The organism is Bradyrhizobium sp. AZCC 1577 (assembly GCF_036924575.1).
Classification (GTDB): domain Bacteria; phylum Pseudomonadota; class Alphaproteobacteria; order Rhizobiales; family Xanthobacteraceae; genus Bradyrhizobium.
Genome location: NZ_JAZHRQ010000001.1, coordinates 7,381,750 through 7,403,674 on the forward strand (window position 1 = coordinate 7,381,750; position 21,925 = coordinate 7,403,674).

Here is a 21,925-nt window from a genome sequence, read left to right on the forward strand (position 1 = left end):
ACGCTTGAAACCCGAACATTTGATTTAAGGACCTCTCCTTTTCGAAGGCGGGTCTCAAAGGACCGGAACGGAAAAGTGCATCTTCTTCGCCCGTTGCTTCGCGCTTCCTCATTGAACCTGATTTTGCTGGCGACGGCGCTTGCCGTCATAACGCCGCGCGCCGTGCACGCCGAAGCGCTGTTGGTGGTCGAAGCCGATACCGGCAAGGTGCTGCAGGCCGACAATGCCACCATGCCCTGGTATCCCGCCTCGGTGACCAAGATCATGACGGCTTACGTCACGCTGAAGGCGGTTAAGGAAGGGCGACTGTCGCTCGACACGCTCTTGACGGTGTCGCCGGTCGCCGCCTCGCAGTCGCCGTCCAAGATGGGCTTTCCTCCGGGCACCCAGGTCACCGTCGATAACGCGCTCAAGATGATGATGGTGAAGTCGGCCAACGACATGGCCGTGGTGCTCGCCGAAGGCGTCGGCGGCTCGGTCGACGGTTTCTCGGCGATGATGAACCAGACCGCCTTGCGGCTCGGCATGACGCAGACGAGCTATGTCAATCCCAACGGCCTGCCCGCGGACGGACAGATCACGTCGGCGCGCGATCTCGCGATGCTGGCACGCGCCGTCATTCGCGACCTGCCCGAGTACGAATACTTCATGCAGATCCCCTCGATCCGCTACGGCCGCAGGGTGACGCAGAATTTCAACAAGCTGATCGGGCGCTATCCCGGCGCCGACGGTTTCAAGACCGGCTTCATCTGCGCTTCCGGCTACAATCTGGTTGCGTCCGCGACGCGCAACGGCAAGCGGCTGATTGCTGTCGTGCTCGGCGCATCCTCAGGCCAGGCGCGCGCAGTGCGCGCGGCGCAATTGCTGGAGCGCGGCTTCGGCAACGGACTGAGCTGGCTGACGCCCGCGCTTGGCACCGTCGACAAACTGGTTCCGGTCGATGCGACGCCGCCGAACCTGCGCGACGAGATGTGCAACGGCAAGCGCAAGCGGCCGGCTACCGATGAGGACCCGGACGTCGTCGCCAGCAACGGCAACACTTCGACTGGCGAGACCGCGGTGAACTTCTTCACGGCGGGGCTGCAGAACCACCCGGTCAAACCTGCGGATCTGCTGGCGGCTGCGGCGGAGCCGTCCGAGCCTGTTCCGGTCTATACCGGTCCAACCAAGACCGGCCCCGCATTGATCGCCGCCGTTGCGGCGGAGGCTGAAAAGCAGGCGTCCGCAAAGCGCGGCAAGAAGTCGAAGATTGCCGCGAAGAAGCCCGACGGCGCGGCAGCGCCCAAGGCTGAAGCCAACGCAAAGCCGGCAGCCAAGCCTGCTGCCGTCAGGCACGCAAACGCCAAACCGGATGCTGCCGCCAAGCCGGCCGCCTCGGCTGAGAAAAAGCCGGCTGCTTCGGCTGAAAGAAAGCCAGCCGTCCAACCCGCAGCCGCCAAGCCCGCAGCCGTCGGAGACAAGCCCGCGCCGAAGCCGGCCAAGCCAAACGCCGCCGCTAAACCCAAAGGCGAAAACAAGCCGGCTGGTTAACGGGCCGCGGAGCCACGTAATTAGGCAGCTTTCCTGCCGTTCGGCCGAACGATTCCAGATCGCCGAAATGCGTCGATAGCGCGCAGCCGCTTGCCATCGGCGGCGGCATTCACAATACTGCCAAAAACAAGGCATGCCCGGCCGAGAAACAGGGAAACAAGCAGAGGGGAGATACCATGGAGCGGATCTGGCTCAAGCAATATCCGGCCGGCGTGCCAGCCGATATCGACGTCACCCAGTACTCATCGCTGGTCGAGCTGTTGGAAGAAAGCTTCAAGAAGTTCGCCGATCGCAAGGCGTTCATCTGCATGGACAAGTCGATCAGCTACCGCGACCTCGACGAGATGTCCCAGGCGCTCGGCGCCTATCTGCAGAGCAAGGGCCTGCAAAAGGGCGCCCGCGTCGCGCTGATGATGCCGAACGTGCTGCAATATCCGGTTTCGACCGCCGCCGTGCTGCGCGCGGGATATGCCGTGGTCAATGTCAATCCGCTCTACACGCCGCGCGAGCTCGAGCATCAGCTCAAGGATTCCGGCGCCGAAGCGATCATCGTGCTGGAGAATTTCGCCACCACGGTGCAGCAGGTGATCGCGAAGACATCCGTGAAGCACGTGATCGTCGGCAGCATGGGCGACCTGCTCGGCTTCAAGGGCGTGATCGTCAATCTCGTCGTGCGCAAGGTGAAGAAGATGGTGCCGGCGTGGTCGCTTCCAGGCTCCGTCTCGTTCAACGATGCGCTCTCTGCCGGCCGCAGCATGAAGCTCAGCAAGCCACAACTGACGCGTGATGACGTCGCTTTCCTGCAATATACCGGCGGCACCACCGGCGTCTCCAAGGGCGCGACGCTGCAGCACAAGAACATCCTCGCCAACGTGCTGCAGAACGACGCCTGGTTGCAGCCGGCGCTGAAGAAGTCGCCGCATGTCGACCAGCTCTTCGTCGTCTGCGCGCTGCCGCTCTATCATATCTTCGCGCTGACCGCGTGCTTCCTGCTGGCGGTGCGGGCCGGCGGCGTCAACCTGTTGATTCCGAATCCGCGCGATATACCGGGCTTCATCAAGGAATTGATGAAGTACCAGGTCAACAGCTTCCCGGCGGTCAACACGCTCTACAACGCCCTGCTCAACGCGCCCGGGTTCGACAAGGTCGACTTCTCCAAGCTGAAGACCTCGTTCGGCGGCGGCATGGCGACGCAAAAGGCGGTCGCCGAGAAGTGGCTGAAGGTCACCGGCTGCGCGCTGTCAGAAGGCTACGGCCTGTCCGAGACCTCGCCGACGCTGACCTGCAACCCCGCCGACGCCGATCAGTTCTCCGGCTCGATCGGCATTCCCGTGCCCTCGACCTACATCTCGATCCGCGACGACGACGGCAAGGAAGTGCCGCTCGGCGAGCCCGGCGAGATCTGCGCCAAGGGACCGCAGGTGATGGCCGGCTACTGGAATCGGCCGGAAGAGACCGCGAACGTGATGACCGCGGACGGCTTCTTCCGCACCGGCGACATCGGCGTCATGGACGAACGCGGCTACACCAAGATCGTCGACCGCAAGAAGGACATGATCCTGGTCTCGGGCTTCAACGTCTATCCGAACGAGATCGAGGAAGTGATCGCGGGACATCCAGGCGTGCTCGAATGCGCCGTGATCGGTGTGGCGGATTCGAAGTCGGGCGAGGCGGTGAAGGCCTTCATCGTCAAGAAAGACCCAAACCTCACGGCCGATGACGTCATCAAGTACTGCGCCACGCAGCTCACCGCCTACAAGGTCCCCAAGCAGATCGAGTTCAGGACCGATTTGCCCAAGACCAATGTCGGCAAGATCCTGCGCCGCGAGCTGCGCGACGAGAAGAAGGCCGCGGCGTAAGGCGCAGGCGGACCTCTCGACATGACGGAGACTAACGTCGCGCCAGCCGACATTCTGGCCTTCTGGCGCGACGCCGGCCCTGATCGCTGGTACACGCGCGACGACGCTTTCGATGCGGAGGTGTGCCGGCGCTTTCTCAGCCTTTGGCAGAGAGCGGCGGCCGGCGAGCTATCGTCGTGGGAAACGAGCGATGACGGCGCGCTGGCGCTCGTCATCGTGCTCGACCAGTTTCCCCGCAACATGTTCCGCGGCGACGCGAGAACCTACGCCAGCGACCGCCTCGCGCGTGAGGTGGCGCACCGCGCCGTCGATCACGGCGTCGACGCGCGGATCGATCCCGCTTTGCGCGAATTCCTCTATCTGCCTTTCATGCATTCGGAGCACCTGGGCGACCAGTTGCGCTGCATCGAGCTGTCACGCGCGGCCGGCCATACCGAGAGCCTGAAATGGGCCGAGCACCACGCCGATATCATCCGGCGTTTCGGCCGCTTTCCCCACCGCAACCACCTTCTGGGCCGCGCCACTACGCCGGAGGAGCAGGCATTCCTCGATGAAGGCGGCTTTTCGCCGTGATGACGCAAGCGTGAACGGTCTCGACTGTTGCCGTTTCTCCTTCCCTGAATATTGTGCCGTTCACCTGCCCGGTCTGGAGCGTTCGCTCCAGATTGTTATTTTAACGCGTTTTCTTCACGCGAACCGGTACCCACTTCGCTCGAAAACGCTATAAGGCACACACCGCACATTGAGGGAGAATTGACGATGACGATCCAAGTTGGCGACAAGCTGCCGGAAGCCAAGTTTCGCGTGATGACGGCGGAAGGCCCGCAGGTCAAGACCACCGATGACATTTTCAAGGGCAAGAAGGTGGCGCTGTTCGCGGTGCCCGGCGCCTATACCGGCACCTGCCACAAGATGCACCTGCCGAGCATCTTCCTCAACGCCTATGCCATCAAGGACAAGGGCGTGAACACCATCGCCATCGTCTCCGTCAACGACGCCTTCGTCATGAATGCGTGGAAGCGCGACACCGACCAGCGCGACGAAGCCGTATTCCTCGCCGACGGCAATGCCGACTTCACCAAGGCGATCGGCATGGAGCTCGATGCCTCCGGCAATGGCCTCGGCATCCGTTCCAAGCGCTATTCGATGCTGGTGGAAGACGGCGTGGTGAAGAAGCTCAACCTCGAGCCCGCGCCGGGCAAGGTCGAAGTTTCCGGCGGCGATACGCTGCTGGGGCAGTTGTAACTTCCTCCGTCATTGCGAGCGAAGCGAAGCAATCCATCTCTCCGCGCGCGCTGAAGCAAAGCATGGATTGCTTCGTCGCTTCGCTCCTCGCAATGACGATGGATGGACGCCCCGTTCCCTTCTCCCCTTGTGGGAGAAGGTGGCATAGGCGGCCTGTGGCCGCCGTCGCTTAGAACGCCGATGCTTTGCATCGGCTATGGCGCCGGATGAGGGGTTCTCTCCGCACACGCAGACGTTTCAGACTAGGGAATGCATACCCGCGGAGAGAACCCTCACCCGTCTCAATCGCGCTTTGTGCGATTGATCCACCCTCTCCCACAAGGGGAGAGGGGAAGAGAGGCGCCCTACTTCCCCACTCTCTCCTGCAGCCTCGCCATCGCCACGCCCTCGCGCGCCAATTGATCGGCGCGCTCGTTTTCGGCGTGGCCGGCGTGGCCCCTGATCCAGTGCCAGCGCACCTCGTGCGGCTTTAGCGCCATGTCGAGGCGCTGCCAGAGGTCGACGTTCTTGACCGGCTTCTTGTCCGCGGTGCGCCAGCCGTTCCGCTTCCAGCCATGGATCCAGCCGCTGATGCCCTGGCGGACATACTGGCTATCGGTGGTGAGATCGACTACGCACGGCTTCTTCAGTGCTTCCAGCGCCGAGATCGCAGCCATCAGCTCCATGCGGTTGTTGGTGGTGTGCGGCTCGCCGCCCTTCAGTTCTTTCTCTTTATCGCCGAACCTCAGAATCGCGCCCCATCCGCCGGGGCCGGGGTTGCCCGAGCAGGCGCCGTCGGTGAAAACCGTCACGTGAGGCAATTCGCTCAAGCGACAAATCCGGGCTGGGTCAGACCGTAATCGCGCACGCTGGAAACGCTCTGGTGGAAGCGCAGCTTGCGGACGTATTCGAGCGGGTCCTTCGGCTTCACCAGCGCGCCCGGCGGCACGTTGAGAAAATCGACCAGCCGCGTCAGCAGGAAGCGCAGCGCCGAGCCGCGCGCCAGCAGCGGCAGCGCTTCCTGCTCGGCTTCTGACAATTGCCGCTCGCGGCCATAGGCGTTGAGCAGCGCGCGCGCTTTGGTGACGTTGAACGAATGATCCGGCTCAAAACACCACGCATTCAGGCAGATCGCGACGTCGTAGGCCAGGATGTCGTTGCAGGAAAACGGGAAGTCGATCAGGCCGGACAGTTTGTCGCCGAGGAAGAAGACATTGTCGGGAAACAGGTCGGCGTGGATGACGCCGAGCGGCAGATCTTTCGGCCAGCGCGCCTCGAGGTGATCGAGCTCGCGCGCGATGAAGTCCTGCAAGCCAGGCGCGACGCTGTCGGCGCGCGGTGCGGCGAGATCGAACAGCGGCCGCCAGCCCTCCACCGACAGCGGGTTCTTTCGGAACATCGGGAAGTCGCGGCCCGCCACATGCATCTTTGCCAGCGCTTCGCCGACGCCGGTGCAATGCGCGGCGTTGGGCCGGCGCGGCCACATGCCTTCGAGGAAGTTGATGATCGCTGCGGGACGCCCGGCCAGTTCGCTGTAGACCTCGCCCTTGCGGTTTCTGGCGGGCTGCGGACAGCGCACGCCGCGCTCGGCCAGATGCGCCATCAGCGACAGGAAGTACGGCAGGTCGTCCACCGCCACGCGCTTTTCATAGAGCGTGAGGATGAAGGCGCCCTTGCTGGTATGCAGCAGGAAGTTGGAGTTCTCGACACCCTCCGCGATGCCCTTGTAGGAGAGCAACTCGCCGATGTCGTAGCCCTTCAGGAACTCCGCGAGGTCTTCGGCGGCGACGTCGGTGTAAACCGCCATCGCGACTACTCGGCGGCAGCTTCGGGCCGCAGCGAACGCGGCAGCGGGAAGAACTCATTCTCCTCCGCGGCCGACACCGTCTCCACATGCAATTCGAACCGCTCGGCGAAGGCGCCCATGATTTCCTCGACGATCACTTCCGGCGCGGACGCGCCCGCCGTGATGCCGAGGCTCTTGATGCCCTCGAAGCGCGACCAGTCGAGATCCGAGGCGCGCTGCGCCAGCACCGAGACCGGGCAGCCCTCGCGCTCGGCGACCTCGCGCAGGCGCTGCGAGTTCGACGAGTTCGGCGCGCCGACCACGATCAGGGCATCGACCACCGGCGCCACCTTCTTCACCGCGAGCTGGCGGTTGGTGGTGGCGTAGCAGATGTCTTCCTTGTGCGGGCCGTTGATGTTCGGGAAGCGCTCCTTGAGCAGCGCGACGATCTCGGCGGTGTCGTCGATCGACAACGTCGTCTGGGTCACGAAAGCGAGGTTGTTCGGATCCTTCGGCGCGAACGTCTTGGCATCCTCCGCGGTCTCGATCAGCGTCACCGCGCCCGTCGGCAACTGCCCGAGCGTGCCGACCACCTCGGGGTGATGCGAATGCCCGATCAGCAGGATTTCACGGCCGCGCTTGAAGTGGATCGCGGCCTCGCGGTGCACCTTGGTAACCAGCGGGCAGGTTGCGTCCAGCGAGAAGAAATTGCGGGCGCGGGCGTCCGCCGGAACCGACTTGGGAACCCCGTGGGCCGAAAACACCACCGGGGCGTTGGTATTATCGGGGATTTCGGCGAGTTCCTCGACGAAAATCGCGCCCTTGGTCTTCAGGCTGTCGACCACGTAGCGGTTATGCACGATCTCGTGGCGGACATAGACGGGGGCGCCATAAATGGCGAGCGCCCGCTCCACGGTATCGATGGCCCGCACCACCCCGGCGCAGAAGCCGCGGGGAGAACAAAGCACGATTCTGAGGTCTGGTTTGGCTGGCATGGGGGCTATCTCAGGACCGAATCACCCCTTGCCGGCGGGCAGGGAACGGCCAATTCGGATAAGGACTTGGGACTGGTTTCGGGCTGTGTCAAGGCACTTTAGCAGACCATTGCGCCAAAGGGGTTGGAAGGCGTATATAGCCCTCAATTCCCGTCATCAACGATGACCACAGGCTTCGCCTCCTAAAAAGAGGTGGGCGAGGCACAAAGGAGATTTGCCATGAGCAATGCACCGCTGATGCCCAAGGCGACGGCCGTGTGGCTGGTCGACAATACGGCGCTGACCTTCGACCAGGTGGCCGATTTCACCAAAATGCACCCCCTTGAGGTCCGCGCCATCGCCGATGGCGATGCGGCCCAGGGCATCAAGGGCATGGACCCGATTTCGACCGGCCAATTAACCCGCGACGAGATTGAAAGGGGCGAAAAGGACCCGAATTACCGCCTCAAGCTCGGCGAGAGCAAGGTGGTGCTGCCGCCAGCAGCCAAGAAGAAGGGCCCGCGCTATACCCCGGTGTCGCGCCGCCACGAGCGGCCGAGCGCGATCCTGTGGCTGGTCCGCAACCATCCCGAGCTGAAGGACGCGCAAATCATGCGCCTGGTTGGCACCACCAAGACCACCATCGCCTCAGTCCGCGACCGCACCCACTGGAATGCCTCGACGCTCACCCCGATGGATCCGGTGACGCTCGGCCTGTGCTCGCAGATCGAACTCGATTTCGAGGTGCAGCGCGCAGCGAAGGAAAAGCCGGTGCCCGCAGCCTACGGCGGCGCCACCCTGCTGCCGGCCTCCGAGACCACGAAGAAGGAGCCGGAATTCGAGCCGCGCGAGAAGTCGGAGGACGACCTCAACGTCGATGCCGTGTTCGCCAAGCTCAAGAATATCGGCGGCAAGAAGCAGGACGAGGAAGAGTAGAAGCTATCGGCTACGGCTGATGTTGAACGCGGCGGGGCAACTTGCCGCGTTTTTGTTTGGGGCTCAGCCGTATTTCAGCTTCATGAACAGGATCCCGCCGGCCAGGACGATCGTTATGGCATTGGCGATGATGAGCGGGACATCACCGGAAAACAGGCCGTACAGCAGCCAAAGCACGAGCCCGAGCAGCATGACGAGGAACATGCCCAGTGAAATGTCCTCCGTGGAGCGGGTTCTCCAGACCTTGATGAATTGCGGGGCATAAGCAAGGGTTGTGCACGTCGCGGCGGCAAACCCCAGCAGCTTGATTGCAAGTTGTTCCATGCGCGACTTATAGCACCGATTCGAAACGTGCGCGGCGGTGGCAGGACAAGCCGTTACTGCAAGGTATCTTTTTTGCGCAACGGCCGTGCGTTGCCCCAACAGGGGCTTCGCCTGCAACGGCAGGGTCCCGAAGTAACCGCTCAGCCCAGCTCGATCTCGTCGTCAATCTCATGCGACAGGCCGATGCCGCTGATCGTGAGAACCATCTTCGCCGACAGCTTTTCATGGCCCTTCAGCTTTCCCGACTCGATGGCATCGCGCACGGCCTTTTCGACCTCACGCTGCGAGGTGACGCCGACTTGCTTGAGAAATTTGCGCAGGCTTGCGTTGAAGGTGTCTTCGTTCATGGTGGCCTCCGTTACGGCCTCGTCGGATTGTTCAGCATCTGCTCGGCGAGATTGCGCTGGGCGCGGTCGGTACGCGCGTTGGCATTGGCGCGCTGGACGTCGCGGTTCTTGCGGCAGATGACGTAGTCGTTCGAGCCCGGCGCGACATTGTTGGAGCGACAGAACGCGTCATCATCGGCGCTGGTGTCGACCATGGTCGGCTGGCCGCGTTCGAGGCAACCCGCGAGCAGTGGTGCGATGAGGAGGAATGCGAGTGGCAGGTTCCGTCGCATGCTCTGTCCCTTCCAGGTTTCATCATTGCCGGGCGCGCGTCCCCGACTCGATCGGGATGAGCCGGCAATCCATCGAAATAATGGCAGCCTGCTTTGACGATGATGGATGCCCGGGTCAAGCCCGGGCATGACAGCGCGGGTGGGTTGGAACCCTACACCCTGCCCTTCAGCGCGTCGCCGATTTCATCGAGCACCTTGGGGTCCTCGATGGTGGCCGGCATGGTCCAGCTTTCGCCGTCGGCGATCTTCTTGATGGTGCCGCGCAGGATTTTTCCCGATCGCGTCTTCGGCAGGCGCCCCACCGTGATCGCCAGCTTGAAGGCTGCGACGGGACCAAGTTTTTCGCGCACCAGCGCCACGATCTCCTTTTCGATCTCGGCCGGAGCTCGCGTCACGCCGGCCTTCAGCACCAGGAAGCCGCAAGGTACCTCGCCCTTGATCGCGTCCTTGATGCCGAGCACGGCGCATTCGGCGACATCCGCGTGAGAGGCCAGAATTTCCTCCATACCGCCGGTGGAAAGGCGGTGGCCGGCGACATTGATGATGTCGTCGGTACGGCCCATCACCCAGACATAGCCGTCCTCGTCCTTGTAGCCGGCATCCGAGGTCTTGTAGTAGCCGGGGAATTCGGTGAGGTAGGCTTCCCTGAAGCGCTCATCCTGCTGCCACAGCGTCGGCAGGCAGCCGGGCGGCATCGGCAGCTTGATCACGATCGAACCCATGGTGCCTGCTGCGACCTGTTTGGAGGCCTCGTCGACCACATCGACCTGATAGCCCGGCATCGGCACCGTCGGCGAGCCGTGCTTGACCGGCAACATGCCAAGGCCCACCGGATTGCCGGCGATGCACCAGCCGGTCTCGGTCTGCCACCAATGATCGATGACCGGCACCTTCAACTGCGCCTCCGCCCATTCCACCGTCGGCGGATCGGCGCGCTCGCCGGCGAGAAACAGCGTGCGGAATGTCGACAGATCGTATTTGCGGATGAACGCGCCGTCCGGGTCTTCCTTGCGGATGGCGCGGAAGGCGGTCGGCGCGGTGAACAGCGCAACCGCCTTGTGCTCGGAAATGACACGCCAGAACGCGCCGGCGTCGGGCGTTCCGATCGGCTTGCCCTCATACATGATCGAGGTCGCGCCATGAATCAGCGGGCCATAGACGATGTAGCTGTGGCCGACCACCCAGCCGATGTCGGAGCCGCACCACCAGACCTCGCCGGGCTTGACGCCGTAGAGATTGAACATCGACCATTTCAGCGCGACCAGATGCCCGCCATTGTCGCGCACGACGCCTTTCGGAATTCCCGTGGTGCCTGACGTGTAGAGAATATAGAGCGGATCGGTGGCGAGCACCGGCGTGCACGGCGCGGCCTTGCCAGCGTCGAGCGCCGCGCGGCGGAGCGCCGCCCAGTCGTGATCGCGGCCGGCCGTGAGTTCGCAAAGATGCTGCGGCCGCTGCAGGATGACGCAGGCCTGCGGTTTGACACTGGAGAGTTTGATCGCCTCGTCGAGCAGCGGCTTGTATTGCACGATGCGGCCGGGCTCGATCCCGCAGCTCGCCGAGAAGATCAGCTTCGGCTTGGCGTCATCGATCCGGGTTGCGAGCTCTTTGGCGGCAAAGCCGCCGAACACCACCGAATGCACCGCGCCGATCCGCGAGCAGGCCAGCATCGCAAACACCGCTTCCGGCACCAGCGGCATATAGAGGATGACGCGGTCGCCCTTGACGACACCGAAATCGGCCATCACGGCGGCGAGCGTCTGCACCTCCTTCAGCATCTCGGCATAGGTGAATTTCGAGATCGTATTGGTGAGCGGCGAATCGTGGATCAGCGCGACCTGGTCGGCGCGTCCGCCCGCGACATGGCGGTCGAGCGCGTTGTAGCAGGTATTGACTACGGCGCCGGCGAACCAGCCGCCATAGGCGCCCATCGAGGGGTCGAAGACCTTCTTGGCCGGCTCGATCCAGTCGATCTCGCACGCCGCCTCGGCCCAAAATGCTTCCGGGTCCGCCAACGAGCGGGCATGGACCTCGTGATAGCGGCTGTTGTCTTGGATGTTCATGGCGCACTCCCCGCTAGCCCGCCTGTGTCGTCATGCCCGGCTTGTCCCGGGCATCCACGTCCTTGCTTCACCTCGAAATTGGCAAGGCGTGGATGGCCGGGACAAGCCCGGCCATGACGGCTGGGCAAGCATTTCAGGCATTGTCACGGGAAGCGGCAGGAGATCAAGCCGGGAATGGCTTGGCCGTTCGACTAAACTCTACTGCCGGGCGATGGTAGTGAGCTTCTCACCGACAGCCATCGCGCTGCGCTGGCATATCCCCTCATCAGGCCCAAAACGGCCTAGTATCCGGCGATCCCGTTGATCTGCTGCAGGCGCTCGCGCATGGCCTTGTTCAGGTCGTAGCCGGGCTGGCCGTACTCCGCGTTCCGGCGGACGATGTATTGCTCCTGCTCGCGCCGCAGCTTGCGCGCCTGCTGTGGGGTCATCTTCCCAGCGGCCGCCCTGACATACGACGCTTGAACCTCGCGGTCGAGATCGGCGAGTTCGGGATTGGCGCAGATCGCCTTCTCCACCTGGCGCCGCGCGGTGGCGCAGTTGAAGCTCGGTTTGCCGGCGACCGCTTTCAGGGCGCCCTGTCGCTCCGCCTCCTGCGCCAGCGCCCGGTGGTTGGCTCTTGCGACGACGTGGTCCGGATTCAGCTTGATCGCCGCGGCAAAATCGGCCACCGCCTTGGGTAGATCAGCCTTCTTGCGCCAGAGTTCGCCACGCGCGTTGTAAACATCGGCGTGCGCCGGATCGAGCCGCAACACGCCATCATAGTCGGCGATGGCACGGTCGATCATGTCCTTGCGCTCATAGGCGGTCGCACGGGCAATCAGTGCCTTGATGCGGTCGGCCTTTTCGGTCTTTGCGTTGTCGATCAGCGCACTGCAGAGATGCACCGTCCTGTCGTGATCATGCGCAAGGCCAGCGGCAAGACAGGCCGCAGGATCAATGCGTATATCCTCGCCCGGCTCGGTCCCGGTCGCCGATGCATCATGCGCATATGTCAGCGACAGCAGGGAAGCCACGACCAGGCTGCGGATGTGAAGATAGCCTCGCATCAATTGATCCGGAAAGCGCTGTCTATTGCGACGCGATCCTAGCAAGCGACCTGCATTTTCGACAAGCAGCCTGCAAATTTCCCGTTCGCACAAGAACAGATTTTGGCCGAAACGTGACCTGCGGGAAACGTAATTCTCTTCACAGACGGAAGAATACAATCCGTGAGAAAATCTGCTGTGAACCTATTGCAGTTTTCGCGGACTCAACAACCATGACCACATTGATCGACTTCAATCCGCCGCGCGCCATCGCGCAATCCCAATCAGGCTATTTCTACTTCTACATGGCGCTGGCCTGCATGGCAGTCGCCTTTCTCGGCTTCGCGCCGACCTACTGGCTGCCAATGGCGAAGCGATCGTTCTCGGCCTCGCCCGTCGTGCACTTTCACGGCCTGCTATTTTTCGCCTGGTCGCTCTATTTCGCATTCCAGAGCTGGCTTGCTGCATCCGGCAAAGTCGCCCGGCACCGCGCCATCGGCATGGTCGGCGTCTCGCTGGCGACCGCGATGACGATTTTCGGCTTCCTGGTCGCGGTCAACGCGATGAAGCGCTCCGCTGCGGCAGGATTGACCGACGAAGGAATCGCGTTCGTGATCGTCCCGCTCAGCGGAATTCTGTTCTTTGCCGTGGTGTTCACGCTGGCGATTGCCGCCATCCGGCGGCCGGAAACCCATAAGCGTCTGATGCTGCTGGCCAGCATTTCGCTACTCGACGCTGCGGTCGCCCGCTGGTTTCTCACCTTCCTCGCGCCTCCCGGTCCGCTCGGCCCGCCGCCGGTCCCCGTGACCATCCCGCCGGCCATCGTCGCCTATCTCCTGCTGGTGGCCGCCATCGTTTTCGACTGGCGCACGCGCGGCCGGCCGCATCCGGTCTATGTCTACGGCGGCATTGCGCTGATCGCCGTGAAACTCCTGAATTGGCCGATCAGCGTCACGCCGCTCTGGCATTCCTTCGCGGGCAGCATCCTGGCAATGGCGCAGTAGCGTCGAGTACACCTTGCCAGGCTGAGCTGATCTTCCGAATAAGGACAAGCTTCAGCCGGGAAAACCTGCCGGTTTTGGTGCTAGATTGATGGCGACATTGATCTCGGCCGGCAGGGAATCCCGAATTGCAAGCATTTGAATGGATCATCGGGCTGCTGCTTGGCGCGGTGCTGCTGTCCGCGCTGGCGCGGCGGCTCAAGGTACCTTACCCGACATTTCTTGCGCTCGGCGGCATGCTGCTGGCATTCGTGCCTTCGGGGCCGCAATGGACACTGGAGCCGGATCTGGCGCTGGCGCTGTTCGTGGCGCCGGTGTTGCTGGATGCGGCTTTCGACACCTCGCTGCGCGACCTCCGAAACAACTGGCTGCCGGTCTCGACACTGGTGCTGGTCGCGGTCGGGGTTACGACCGCCGCCGTGGCTGTCGTCGCGCACTGGCTTCGCTCGGACATGCCATGGGCGGTCGCGATCGCGCTCGGCGCCATCGTGGCACCGCCCGACGCCGCGGCGGCCACCGCAATCCTGCGCCAGGTCAAACTGCCTTACCGCATCCAGAAGATCCTCGAGGGCGAAAGCCTGCTCAACGATGCCAGCGCACTCCTAATCTACCGCGTCGCGATCGGCCTGGTTGCCGCCGAGCACATGAAGGTGCACGAGTTCGTGCCATCCGTTGCGCTGGCGCTGTTCGGAAGCCTCATTGCCGGCTTCCTGTTCGCGCGGGTCTGGACGCAGATCACGCGCCGCATCACCGAGGCGCCGAGCGCGATCATCACGCAATTCGCCGGCACCTTTATGGTGTGGATCGTCGCCGAGCATATCGGGCTGTCCGGCATTCTCACCATAGTGGCCTATGCGATCACGATCGCCCGCACCGCGCCCGAGCGTACCCCGGCGCGGCTGCGCGTGGCCTCCTATGCGGTGTGGGAAACGGTCGTGTTCGTGCTCAACGTGCTGGCATTCATGCTGATCGGCATGCAGCTCAATCCGATCTGGTCCGGACTCGACGACGAGGTGCGGTTTAAATATTGCAGCTTCGCCGCCGCAATCCTCGCCGTCGTGATCCTCGCACGCATCGCCTGGGTAATGCCGTATGGCGCCTTGCTGCGCGCCTTGAACGCGCACGGCCTGCTTCCTCCGCATGTGTCTCCCGCGGTACCGACGGTGGAACGCGGCATCATCGTGTCCTGGTGCGGGATGCGCGGCATCGTTACACTGGCGGCCGCCTTCGCGCTACCCGAGAGCTTCCCGTATCGCGATCTCATCTTGCTGACGGCCTTTGCCGTCGTGCTGGGGTCGCTCGTGATCCAGGGCCTGACGCTGCGGCCGCTGATCCTCGCGCTGAAATTCGAGGAGGACGATCCGGTTGCGCGCGAGGCCGCTAATGCCCGCTGCATCGCCTATCGCGCCGCGCTCGAGGCGATCGAGTCCGATCCGTCCGAAGAGGCCGAGATCCTGCGGCTCGAATACCGCGCCGTGCTGCTACGTGCCGAAACCGAACCCGACGTCGGCATCGCGACCAGCGAGCTGCCGGCCGATCCGCTGCGCCGCCGCGCCATCGGCGCGGCACGAGAGGCGCTGTTGAGGATGCGTCATTTCGAGGAGATCGGCGACGACGCCTTCCACCAGGTGGAAGAAGAGCTCGACCGCGCCGAATTGAGCGCACAAGCATAACGGGGCAATAGCGCGTCACGCGCCCGACTTGCAGGTGATCCCGCCGTCGACCACGAGCTCGATCCCAGTGACGTAACGGGATTCGTCGGAAGCGAGAAACAGCGCGGCATTGGCAACGTCCCAGGCGTCGCCCATGTGCCCCATCGGCACCTGCGCATCGCGCGCCCGCCACATCGCTTCGACGTCGCCGGCCGAATAGCTTGCTGCAAGACCGGCGGAGTGCTCGACCATCGGCGTCTTCATCAGGCCCGGCAGGATGCAGTTCACGCGAACGTGGTCTTTCGCGAATTGCACGGCGGTGGTGCGCGTCATCTGGTTCATCGCCGCCTTCGAGGCGCCATAGGTGACGTAGGAGATGCCGAGATGACGAATCGATGCGATCGACGAGATGTTGATGACCGAGCCGCCACCCTGCTTCTGCATCACGGGAATAACGTGCTTCATGGCAAAATAGGCACTCTTGAGATTGACCGCGAAAACGTGGTCCCAGCTTGCCTCGTTCACCTCAACAACGCTGCCCATTTCGGCGATGCCGACATTGTTGTCGAGTACGTCGATGCGGCCATAGGTCTTCAGGCACGCCGCCACCATCGCCGCGACCTCACCCTCGCGCGAGACGTCGGCGGTGAAGGCGGCAGCCTTGCCGCCCTCGCCCGTGATGATGCTGACGGTTTCTTTTGCGGCAGCCGCATTGCGATCGACGCAGAACACGCTGGCGCCCTCGCGCGCGAAGGTGACGGCGGTCGCCTTGCCATTGCCCCAGCCGGGACCGATCGATCCCGCGCCCACCACCATCGCCACCTTGCCCTTGAGCCGTTCCATCGACTTCTTCTCCCTTTGGTTTGTCGTTGCATTGCAGCGTGCACGAACGCGGCGCATTCGAATTTTGGGGCGGGAAATTGGACGGACGGCGGCCCTGGGTCAACCTGTCCGAAAAGCTAAAGCAGCGACTTGGACACAGGCCGAAAAGCCCCTTGCCACCGCCCCCCAAACCGGACTGAATGCGGCCCGCGAAGGAGGCCCGCCGGCAATCGGGCCGGAAAGTTAACCGGTCCCCGGGGGAAGCATGGCCGTAGACAAGACAACGCCGCCCAATGACGAGGTCGTCACCGTTTCGGACGAAGCCTTGCACAAGGCGGAAGCCTACATCGAGGCGGAAGAAGGCGCGACCAACCGCCTGATGGGGTGGGCAGGAAGGATTTCGACCACGATTGCCGTGGTCATGAGCCTGTTTCACCTCTATGCGGCCTATGCCATCGTTCCGACCCAGGAGCTTCGCTACACCCACGTCGCCTTCACCTTGATCTTGAGCTTCCTGCTGTTTCCGCTGGCGACGCGGTTTCGCAACCGTGTGCGCTGGTGGGACGTCGTTCCCGGGATCGTCGCGGTGGCGACCGTTATCTATGCGCTGTGGGGTGGCGAGGATTTTACCGACCGCGCTACCACGCCCGATCGCTGGGACGTGATCGTCGGCATCGTGTTCATCGTGATGCTGCTGGAGGCGACGCGGCGCACCACCGGCGCAATCATGCCCGTGGTGTCGCTGCTGTTCATCGCCTATGCGATGCTCGGGCCGTATTTGCCGGCGCCATGGACCCATCGCGGCTACGACTTGGCCCGCCTGGTCGGTCACCTCTTCATTACGCTGGAAGGCATTTTCGGCGTCGCAGTCGACGTGTCGGCGACGCTGATCATCCTGTTCACGATCTACGGCGCCTTCCTACAGCATTCCGGCGCCGGCAAATTCTTCATCGATTTCTCGCTGGCCTTGATGGGCGGCAAGCCGAACAGCGCCGGTCGCACCGTGGTGTTGTCGTCGTTCCTGCTCGGCGGCCCCTCCGGATCGGGCGTCGCCACGACCGTGATGATCGGTACGGTGGCCTATCCGATGATGGCGAAGGCGGGCTTCGAGAGGAACGCCGCGGGCGGATTGCTCGCCGCCGGCGGGCTGGGCGCGATCCTGTCGCCGCCCGTACTCGGCGCCGCCGCGTTCCTGATCGCCGAGTTTCTCAAGATCAGCTATCTCGACGTCATCTGGATGGCGACCATCCCGACCTGCCTTTACTACATGTCGCTCTTGTTCATGGTCGAGCTGGACGCCAAGAAATTCCACGCCAAGAACGTGACCTTCACGCCCGAGATGTCGCTCGGCCAGATGACCAGGCGGTACGGCTTCCACTTCATCTCGCTGCTCGCCGTCGTCTTTTTCATGGTCATCGGCTACTCGCCGTCGCTATCAGTCTTCTACGCCATTGTCGTTACCTTTGCGCTGAGCTTCCTGCGCCGGGAGACCGCGCTGGTGCCGAGCAAACTGGTGAAGGCGCTGGCCGACGGCTCGATCGGCGCGCTCAATGCTGCGACCACCTGCGCTTGCGCCGGCATCGTCGTCGGCATCGTGACGCTGACCGGTCTCGGCCTCAAATTCTCGTCGATCGTCATCGCCTATGCCGGCGGCAGCCTGTTGCTGACCGCGATCTACACCGCGCTGATCGTCTGGATCATCGGCCTCGCCGTGCCGGTGACGGCGTCCTACATCATCTGCGCGGTCATCGCAGCGCCCGCGCTGGTCAAGCTCGGCGTGCCTGATTACGCCGCGCATATGTTCATCTTCTACTATGCCGTCCTGTCGGAGGTCTCGCCGCCGACCGCGCTGTCGCCGTTCGCCGCGGCCGCCATCACCGGCGGCGATCCCTACAAGACCACGCTGCAATCCTGGAAATATACGCTGCCGGCATTCCTGGTGCCGTTCGTCTTCGTGCTCGATCCGCAGGGCGGCGGCCTCCTGATGTCGATCCCCAAGGGCGGATCGTGGGTCGACATTCTCGAAATCACGATCAAGACAAGCTTGGGGCTGCTGGCGCTGGCTGCATTTGCCCAGAACTGGGCGCTGCGACAAAATACAGCGGTCGAGCGCGGCCTGCTTCTGCTATCGGGATTGCTGCTGGTGTTCCCAAGCCTGATTGAGGCAATGGTCGAATGGATCACCGGACGCGATATCAGCTACACCTATGTGCCGGGCCTGATCATCGGTTTCGGCGTATTGCTGTGGCAGGCCAGAACGCGGTCGCCAGAGCGGCCGGCGGTCACAACATAGAGAAGAAGCAATTGAGGAGACAAAAAATGAAAAAGACCACAGCGATACTGGCGATGGCTCTGGGGCTCGCCTTTGCCGGCGCAGCCCATGCGCAGCAGAAAACCATGTCGATCGGCACCGGCGGCACCGGCGGCGTCTACTATCCGCTCGGCGGCGCGGTTGCCAACGTGCTCTCGAAGAACCTTCCCAACGTGCAGGCCACGGCCGAGGTCACCGGCGGCTCGGTCGACAACCTCAAGCTGATCGGCGCGGGAAAAAGCGAGCTTGCCTTCACCATGGCCGATGCCGCGCTCGATGCTTTGCAAGGGCAGGACAAGTTCAAGAGCGGTAAGGTGCCGCTGCAGGCGCTGCTCGTGGTCTATCCGAACCGCATGCATGTGGTGACGGTGGAAGGCACCGGCATCCAGACCATGGCAGACCTCAAGGGCAAGCGCGTTTCGACGGGTTCGCCCGGCAGCGCCACCGAAGTGATGGCATTCCGCGTCATCGAGGCGGCCGGCCTCGACAAGGACAAGGACATGAAGCGCGAACGGCTCGGCGTCGCCGAATCCGTCAACGCAGTCAAGGACCGCAAGATCGACGCCTTCTTCTGGGTCGGCGGCATTCCGACCGCTGCAATCACCGATCTCGCGGCGACGCCGGGACTGAAGATGAAGCTGATCGACCATGGCGATCTGGCCGAGAAGATAAATGCCAAATACGGCAAGCTCTACTCGTCAAGTAAGATCAAGGCGGGCTCGTATCCCGGCTACGACAAGGACAACTCCATCACGGACGTCTGGAATCTGATCGTCACCGGCGACAAGATGAGCAACGAGGACGCCTACACCATCGTCAAGACGTTGGTGGAGAAGAAGGCCGACATTGTTGCCGTGCACAAGGAAGCCGAGAGTTTTTCACTCGACAACCAGGTGCAGGACCGCTCGCCGATCCCGTTCCATCCTGGCGCGTTGAAGTACTTCAAGGAGAAGGGCATCGGCGGCTAAGGCAGCGTGCTGGAGCCAATTCGCTTGCGTCATCAGTGACCGCGGTCTGCCGAGGACCGCGGTCATTCTTTTGGCCAATGAAAGGGTTGTGAGCGTTGCGGCATTGCTGCTCCTGCGAGGAGCGTTCAGGCGACGTTCGCTAAGCCGCGAACCTCGCGGCGCCGGCGAGCGACCACAGGCGTTAACACGCGAGGCTGATCAAATGTTGCCCAAGCCGGGCATCAGCGCGTTGAAGCCGATGAAATGACCCCGTCGAGTTGCCCGGGCGCTGGTTGGCTGCGTCGCGGCAACAGTTTCCCTAAAATTTTATTCGTGTCTGCTGCTTTAACCCTACTGAAGTAATCATGTGACCTGCCGCAAAATTCCATGATTGCGACCGCAACGCCGATGTACCACTGGCGTTGGGGTATCTAGTGGGAGGGTGGCATGGAGCAAATCAACGTTGTCGAGTATTCGCGCGCGGCGCACTTTGGGCACCGGAAGCTGGCGCCCAGAGCGTGCGTCGTCGACAGCAAAAAGCACCTGCGATTGTTTCTTTCCGACGCTCTCGAGGATCTCGGGTTCGTCACCTGCGAATGCGGCCAGGCCGGCGATTTGGCAGGCGTACTGCAGGCGGAGCAGCCGGACCTGATCGTGCTCAGCGTGTGCGCCGACGGGATCAATGTCGGCGAAATTCTCGAGGCAATCGTCCGGAAAAATTTCCGCGGCAAGGTTCTCGTGATCGGTCAACCCGACACGATCATGGTTAAGGCCGTCAGGCAAATTGGCGAAGAATACGGCATTGCCATGCTGCCCTCCCTGCCGACGCCGTTCGGCGCGGCGAGCCTGCGCGCCAGCCTCGCGACGCTGCTGCCTGCCGAGCCGGCGCCAAGCCCGGCCGTCGACGTCGCCGAGGCGTTGAAGGCCGGCTGGCTCGAATTGTGGTATCAGCAGAAGATCAACACCCGCACGCTGGTCCCCAGCGGAGCGGAGGCGCTGGTCCGGATGCGGCATCCGGCCTGGGGCGTGGTCCCGCCGGCCTACTTCATTCCCGACGACAAGGATCCGCATTTTCGCAAGCTTTCCGAATTCGTGATCGGCCGCGCGATCGAGGACTGGCGCTATCTGCTGGAGAGCCAGGGCCCGGTCGACCTCTCGATCAACCTGCCAATATCGTTCTTCGAAGACGCAGCGGCGGTGCGCGATCTGTGCCGCGCCATGCCCGCCCATCCGGCGTTCGGCGGACTTTTGATCGAGATCAACAGCAGCGAGGTGGTCGACCATCCGGATCTCGCAGTGGACACCGCAAGACGGCTGCGCCTGCACAATATCGCGATCGCCATCGACAATGTCGGCGCGGAATGGCCGTCGCTGCTGGAGCTTCGGAGCTTCCCGTTCATCGAGCTGAAGGTCGACCAGCAATACGTCAAGGGCTGCGCCGACGATCGGCTGAAGCAGACGGTATGCCGACGCATCGTCGAACTGGCCCAAGACAACGGCGCTCGCGCCGTCGCCCAGGGCATCGAGACGCGCGCCGATTACCTTGCCGCGCACGACATGGGGTTCGATCTGATTCAGGGCCATCTGTTCGGCAAGCCCGTCGGCGTGCGCAAATTCGCGCGGTCGCGCCCTCAGCTTGCAGCCGACCCCGAGAAGGCTCCCTGAGCGAAGCTCACTCGAACTTCATGTCGATGCATTTCGCGATGTCGGAGCCGAGACCGGACGAGATGATGATGCAGCCGCGCACCTTCAGATTATTGTTGTCGCTGGCCCACACCGCATAGCCGCCGGGGCCGAAGAACGAATTGGTGTTCGGCCCCTCGGTTTCGGTGGCATCGAACGAATAACTCGAATCGGCATCGAAGATACGCGGCTTCTTGGTGCAGCCGCCGTCGGCCTGCACGTTGATGACTTCCTTGTTGTCCCGCGTCAGCGCCATCGAGACCTGGCAGCGGAAATACTCTGACGTCTTGGTGTTGAACACGTAAGCGTAGGATTTGCAGGTCGCGGTGTTGAGCTTGCCCGCGCTCAATCCCCGACTGCAGGCGATTCGCTGGTTGTTGGACAGCTTGAAGTTGTCAGCCTCTGCTGCTTGAGCCGGCGTCATGAACGATAGCGCAACACCAAGACCGATCTTCATGACGTGGTTCATCCTGACCATCCCTATGACGTTTTTCGCAATGCATGCTTGTTGCCGGAAAGGCGAACATAGTCGCGAAGTCGGACGCGGGAAATCACAAAGTCTCAAGAGCCGTGTGATGCGTCGAAGGTGCAGATTGACGGCACGACGCCGTTCGTGATTTGTTCAAAGCATGGGGCAAGAAGCCGAATGGCTGTGGGGAGGATGGATGATGACGTGCATTTCAACGAAGACGGTTTTGACGGTGGCCGTACTGACGGGGTTGGCGACATCGGCATTAGCGCAAGGCGCGGCACCGACTCCTTGGGAATTGAAGTCGGACATGGGTTACGCCTACGGCAGGGACGGCAAGACACTCGCCTACAAGCTGGGCACCAATAATGCCGGCTTGCTATTGAAGGGCGCCAAGAAAGTGCCGAGGGGCACGTTGTTCTTTCTTGGCCAGAACGGGCAGCTCTACATGCGCTCAGGCCCCTATCTGGAAAGCGACGGCAAGTTCATGTTCGGATCGGAGTGAGGCGCTACGAGGCTGGCGCTGACTTACCCTCCCCTGGAGGGGGAGGGTCGGCGAGCATCGCGCAAAGCAAGATGCTCGCCGGGGTGGGATGACGGTCTCACCCCACGATCGGTGCCCGAGTTGAGAGATCACCCCACCCCGTCTCACATTTCGCTGCGCTCATGTGAGCCGACCCTCCCCCTCCAGGGGAGGGTA

21 protein-coding genes are annotated in these 21,925 nt (G+C 62.8%); 11 read left to right on the forward strand and 10 right to left on the reverse strand.

Annotated elements, in window-relative coordinates:
- The first annotated feature begins 75 nt into the window (after window positions 1–75).
- The 4 genes from V1278_RS34995 (at window position 76) to V1278_RS35010 (ending at window position 4,634) form a co-directional block, all read left to right on the forward strand.
- Window positions 76–1,530 carry a D-alanyl-D-alanine carboxypeptidase family protein gene (locus V1278_RS34995; RefSeq protein ID WP_334383835.1) on the forward strand — a complete coding sequence of 485 codons (1,455 nt, stop codon included), beginning with the start codon at window positions 76–78 and terminating at the stop codon, window positions 1,528–1,530.
- 176 nt (window positions 1,531–1,706) lie between these two features.
- Window positions 1,707–3,389, forward strand: a complete 1,683-nt coding sequence (locus V1278_RS35000) for a long-chain fatty acid--CoA ligase (RefSeq protein ID WP_334366439.1) — start codon at window positions 1,707–1,709, stop codon at window positions 3,387–3,389.
- A gap of 21 nt (window positions 3,390–3,410) precedes the next feature.
- Entirely contained in the window at window positions 3,411–3,962 is a 552-nt protein-coding gene (locus tag V1278_RS35005; RefSeq protein WP_334383836.1) for a DUF924 family protein, read from the forward strand.
- Between the two features lie 186 nt (window positions 3,963–4,148).
- Window positions 4,149–4,634, forward strand: a complete 486-nt coding sequence (locus V1278_RS35010) for a peroxiredoxin (protein ID WP_028348108.1) — start codon at window positions 4,149–4,151, stop codon at window positions 4,632–4,634.
- A 344-nt stretch (window positions 4,635–4,978) separates the two neighbouring features.
- On the opposite strand, the gene rnhA is transcribed toward V1278_RS35010, so the two are convergent.
- The 3 genes from rnhA to ispH are packed head-to-tail and all read right to left on the reverse strand — an operon-like array spanning window position 4,979 to window position 7,394.
- A complete protein-coding gene (gene rnhA, locus V1278_RS35015) occupies window positions 4,979–5,443 on the reverse strand; it encodes a ribonuclease HI (protein WP_057844385.1) in 465 nt (154 codons plus the stop codon).
- Entirely contained in the window at window positions 5,440–6,420 is a 981-nt protein-coding gene (locus V1278_RS35020) for a homoserine kinase (protein WP_334383837.1), read from the reverse strand. The genes rnhA and V1278_RS35020 overlap by 4 nt, the downstream gene beginning before the upstream one ends.
- A gap of 5 nt (window positions 6,421–6,425) precedes the next feature.
- Window positions 6,426–7,394, reverse strand: coding sequence for a 4-hydroxy-3-methylbut-2-enyl diphosphate reductase (ispH, locus tag V1278_RS35025; protein ID WP_028348105.1), 969 nt, complete (start codon window positions 7,392–7,394; stop codon window positions 6,426–6,428).
- 219 nt (window positions 7,395–7,613) lie between these two features.
- Between ispH and V1278_RS35030 the strand changes: the two genes are divergently transcribed.
- Window positions 7,614–8,309, forward strand: a complete 696-nt coding sequence (locus V1278_RS35030; protein WP_334383838.1) for a DUF1013 domain-containing protein — start codon at window positions 7,614–7,616, stop codon at window positions 8,307–8,309.
- A gap of 63 nt (window positions 8,310–8,372) precedes the next feature.
- Here V1278_RS35030 and V1278_RS35035 read toward each other — a convergent pair whose 3' ends face one another.
- From V1278_RS35035 to V1278_RS35055, 5 genes are all read right to left on the reverse strand, one after another.
- The gene (locus V1278_RS35035; RefSeq protein ID WP_028348103.1) at window positions 8,373–8,633 is read right to left on the reverse strand and encodes a SemiSWEET transporter; all 261 of its coding nucleotides are present in this window, start codon (window positions 8,631–8,633) and stop codon (window positions 8,373–8,375) included.
- A gap of 140 nt (window positions 8,634–8,773) precedes the next feature.
- A complete protein-coding gene (locus V1278_RS35040) occupies window positions 8,774–8,980 on the reverse strand; it encodes a DUF6494 family protein (RefSeq protein WP_334366435.1) in 207 nt (68 codons plus the stop codon).
- A gap of 11 nt (window positions 8,981–8,991) precedes the next feature.
- A complete protein-coding gene (locus V1278_RS35045; protein ID WP_028348101.1) occupies window positions 8,992–9,252 on the reverse strand; it encodes a hypothetical protein in 261 nt (86 codons plus the stop codon).
- A gap of 152 nt (window positions 9,253–9,404) precedes the next feature.
- On the reverse strand, window positions 9,405–11,315 hold the full coding sequence (locus tag V1278_RS35050) for a propionyl-CoA synthetase (RefSeq protein ID WP_334383839.1): 1,911 nt from the start codon (window positions 11,313–11,315) through the stop codon (window positions 9,405–9,407).
- Window positions 11,316–11,596: 281 nt separating this feature from the next.
- Window positions 11,597–12,361, reverse strand: coding sequence for a lysozyme inhibitor LprI family protein (locus V1278_RS35055; protein ID WP_334383840.1), 765 nt, complete (start codon window positions 12,359–12,361; stop codon window positions 11,597–11,599).
- Window positions 12,362–12,573: 212 nt separating this feature from the next.
- Between V1278_RS35055 and V1278_RS35060 the strand changes: the two genes are divergently transcribed.
- Together V1278_RS35060 and V1278_RS35065 are read left to right on the forward strand one after the other, a co-directional pair.
- The gene (locus V1278_RS35060; RefSeq protein ID WP_334383841.1) at window positions 12,574–13,344 is read left to right on the forward strand and encodes a hypothetical protein; all 771 of its coding nucleotides are present in this window, start codon (window positions 12,574–12,576) and stop codon (window positions 13,342–13,344) included.
- Between the two features lie 125 nt (window positions 13,345–13,469).
- Window positions 13,470–15,014 carry a cation:proton antiporter gene (locus tag V1278_RS35065; protein ID WP_334383842.1) on the forward strand — a complete coding sequence of 515 codons (1,545 nt, stop codon included), beginning with the start codon at window positions 13,470–13,472 and terminating at the stop codon, window positions 15,012–15,014.
- A gap of 15 nt (window positions 15,015–15,029) precedes the next feature.
- Here V1278_RS35065 and V1278_RS35070 read toward each other — a convergent pair whose 3' ends face one another.
- On the reverse strand, window positions 15,030–15,836 hold the full coding sequence (locus tag V1278_RS35070; protein ID WP_334383843.1) for an SDR family NAD(P)-dependent oxidoreductase: 807 nt from the start codon (window positions 15,834–15,836) through the stop codon (window positions 15,030–15,032).
- 244 nt (window positions 15,837–16,080) lie between these two features.
- Here V1278_RS35070 and V1278_RS35075 point away from each other — a divergent pair, with 244 nt between their 5' ends.
- The 3 genes from V1278_RS35075 (at window position 16,081) to V1278_RS35085 (ending at window position 20,738) form a co-directional block, all read left to right on the forward strand.
- Window positions 16,081–18,108, forward strand: a complete 2,028-nt coding sequence (locus tag V1278_RS35075) for a TRAP transporter permease (protein WP_334366429.1) — start codon at window positions 16,081–16,083, stop codon at window positions 18,106–18,108.
- Between the two features lie 26 nt (window positions 18,109–18,134).
- Entirely contained in the window at window positions 18,135–19,094 is a 960-nt protein-coding gene (locus V1278_RS35080) for a TAXI family TRAP transporter solute-binding subunit (protein WP_334383844.1), read from the forward strand.
- A 426-nt stretch (window positions 19,095–19,520) separates the two neighbouring features.
- Entirely contained in the window at window positions 19,521–20,738 is a 1,218-nt protein-coding gene (locus V1278_RS35085; RefSeq protein ID WP_334383845.1) for an EAL domain-containing response regulator, read from the forward strand.
- A 7-nt stretch (window positions 20,739–20,745) separates the two neighbouring features.
- Here V1278_RS35085 and V1278_RS35090 read toward each other — a convergent pair whose 3' ends face one another.
- Window positions 20,746–21,225 carry a hypothetical protein gene (locus V1278_RS35090; protein WP_334366425.1) on the reverse strand — a complete coding sequence of 160 codons (480 nt, stop codon included), beginning with the start codon at window positions 21,223–21,225 and terminating at the stop codon, window positions 20,746–20,748.
- A gap of 199 nt (window positions 21,226–21,424) precedes the next feature.
- On the opposite strand from V1278_RS35090, the gene V1278_RS35095 reads away from it, so the two are divergent.
- The gene (locus V1278_RS35095; RefSeq protein WP_334383846.1) at window positions 21,425–21,730 is read left to right on the forward strand and encodes a hypothetical protein; all 306 of its coding nucleotides are present in this window, start codon (window positions 21,425–21,427) and stop codon (window positions 21,728–21,730) included.
- Window positions 21,731–21,925: the final 195 nt, after the last annotated feature.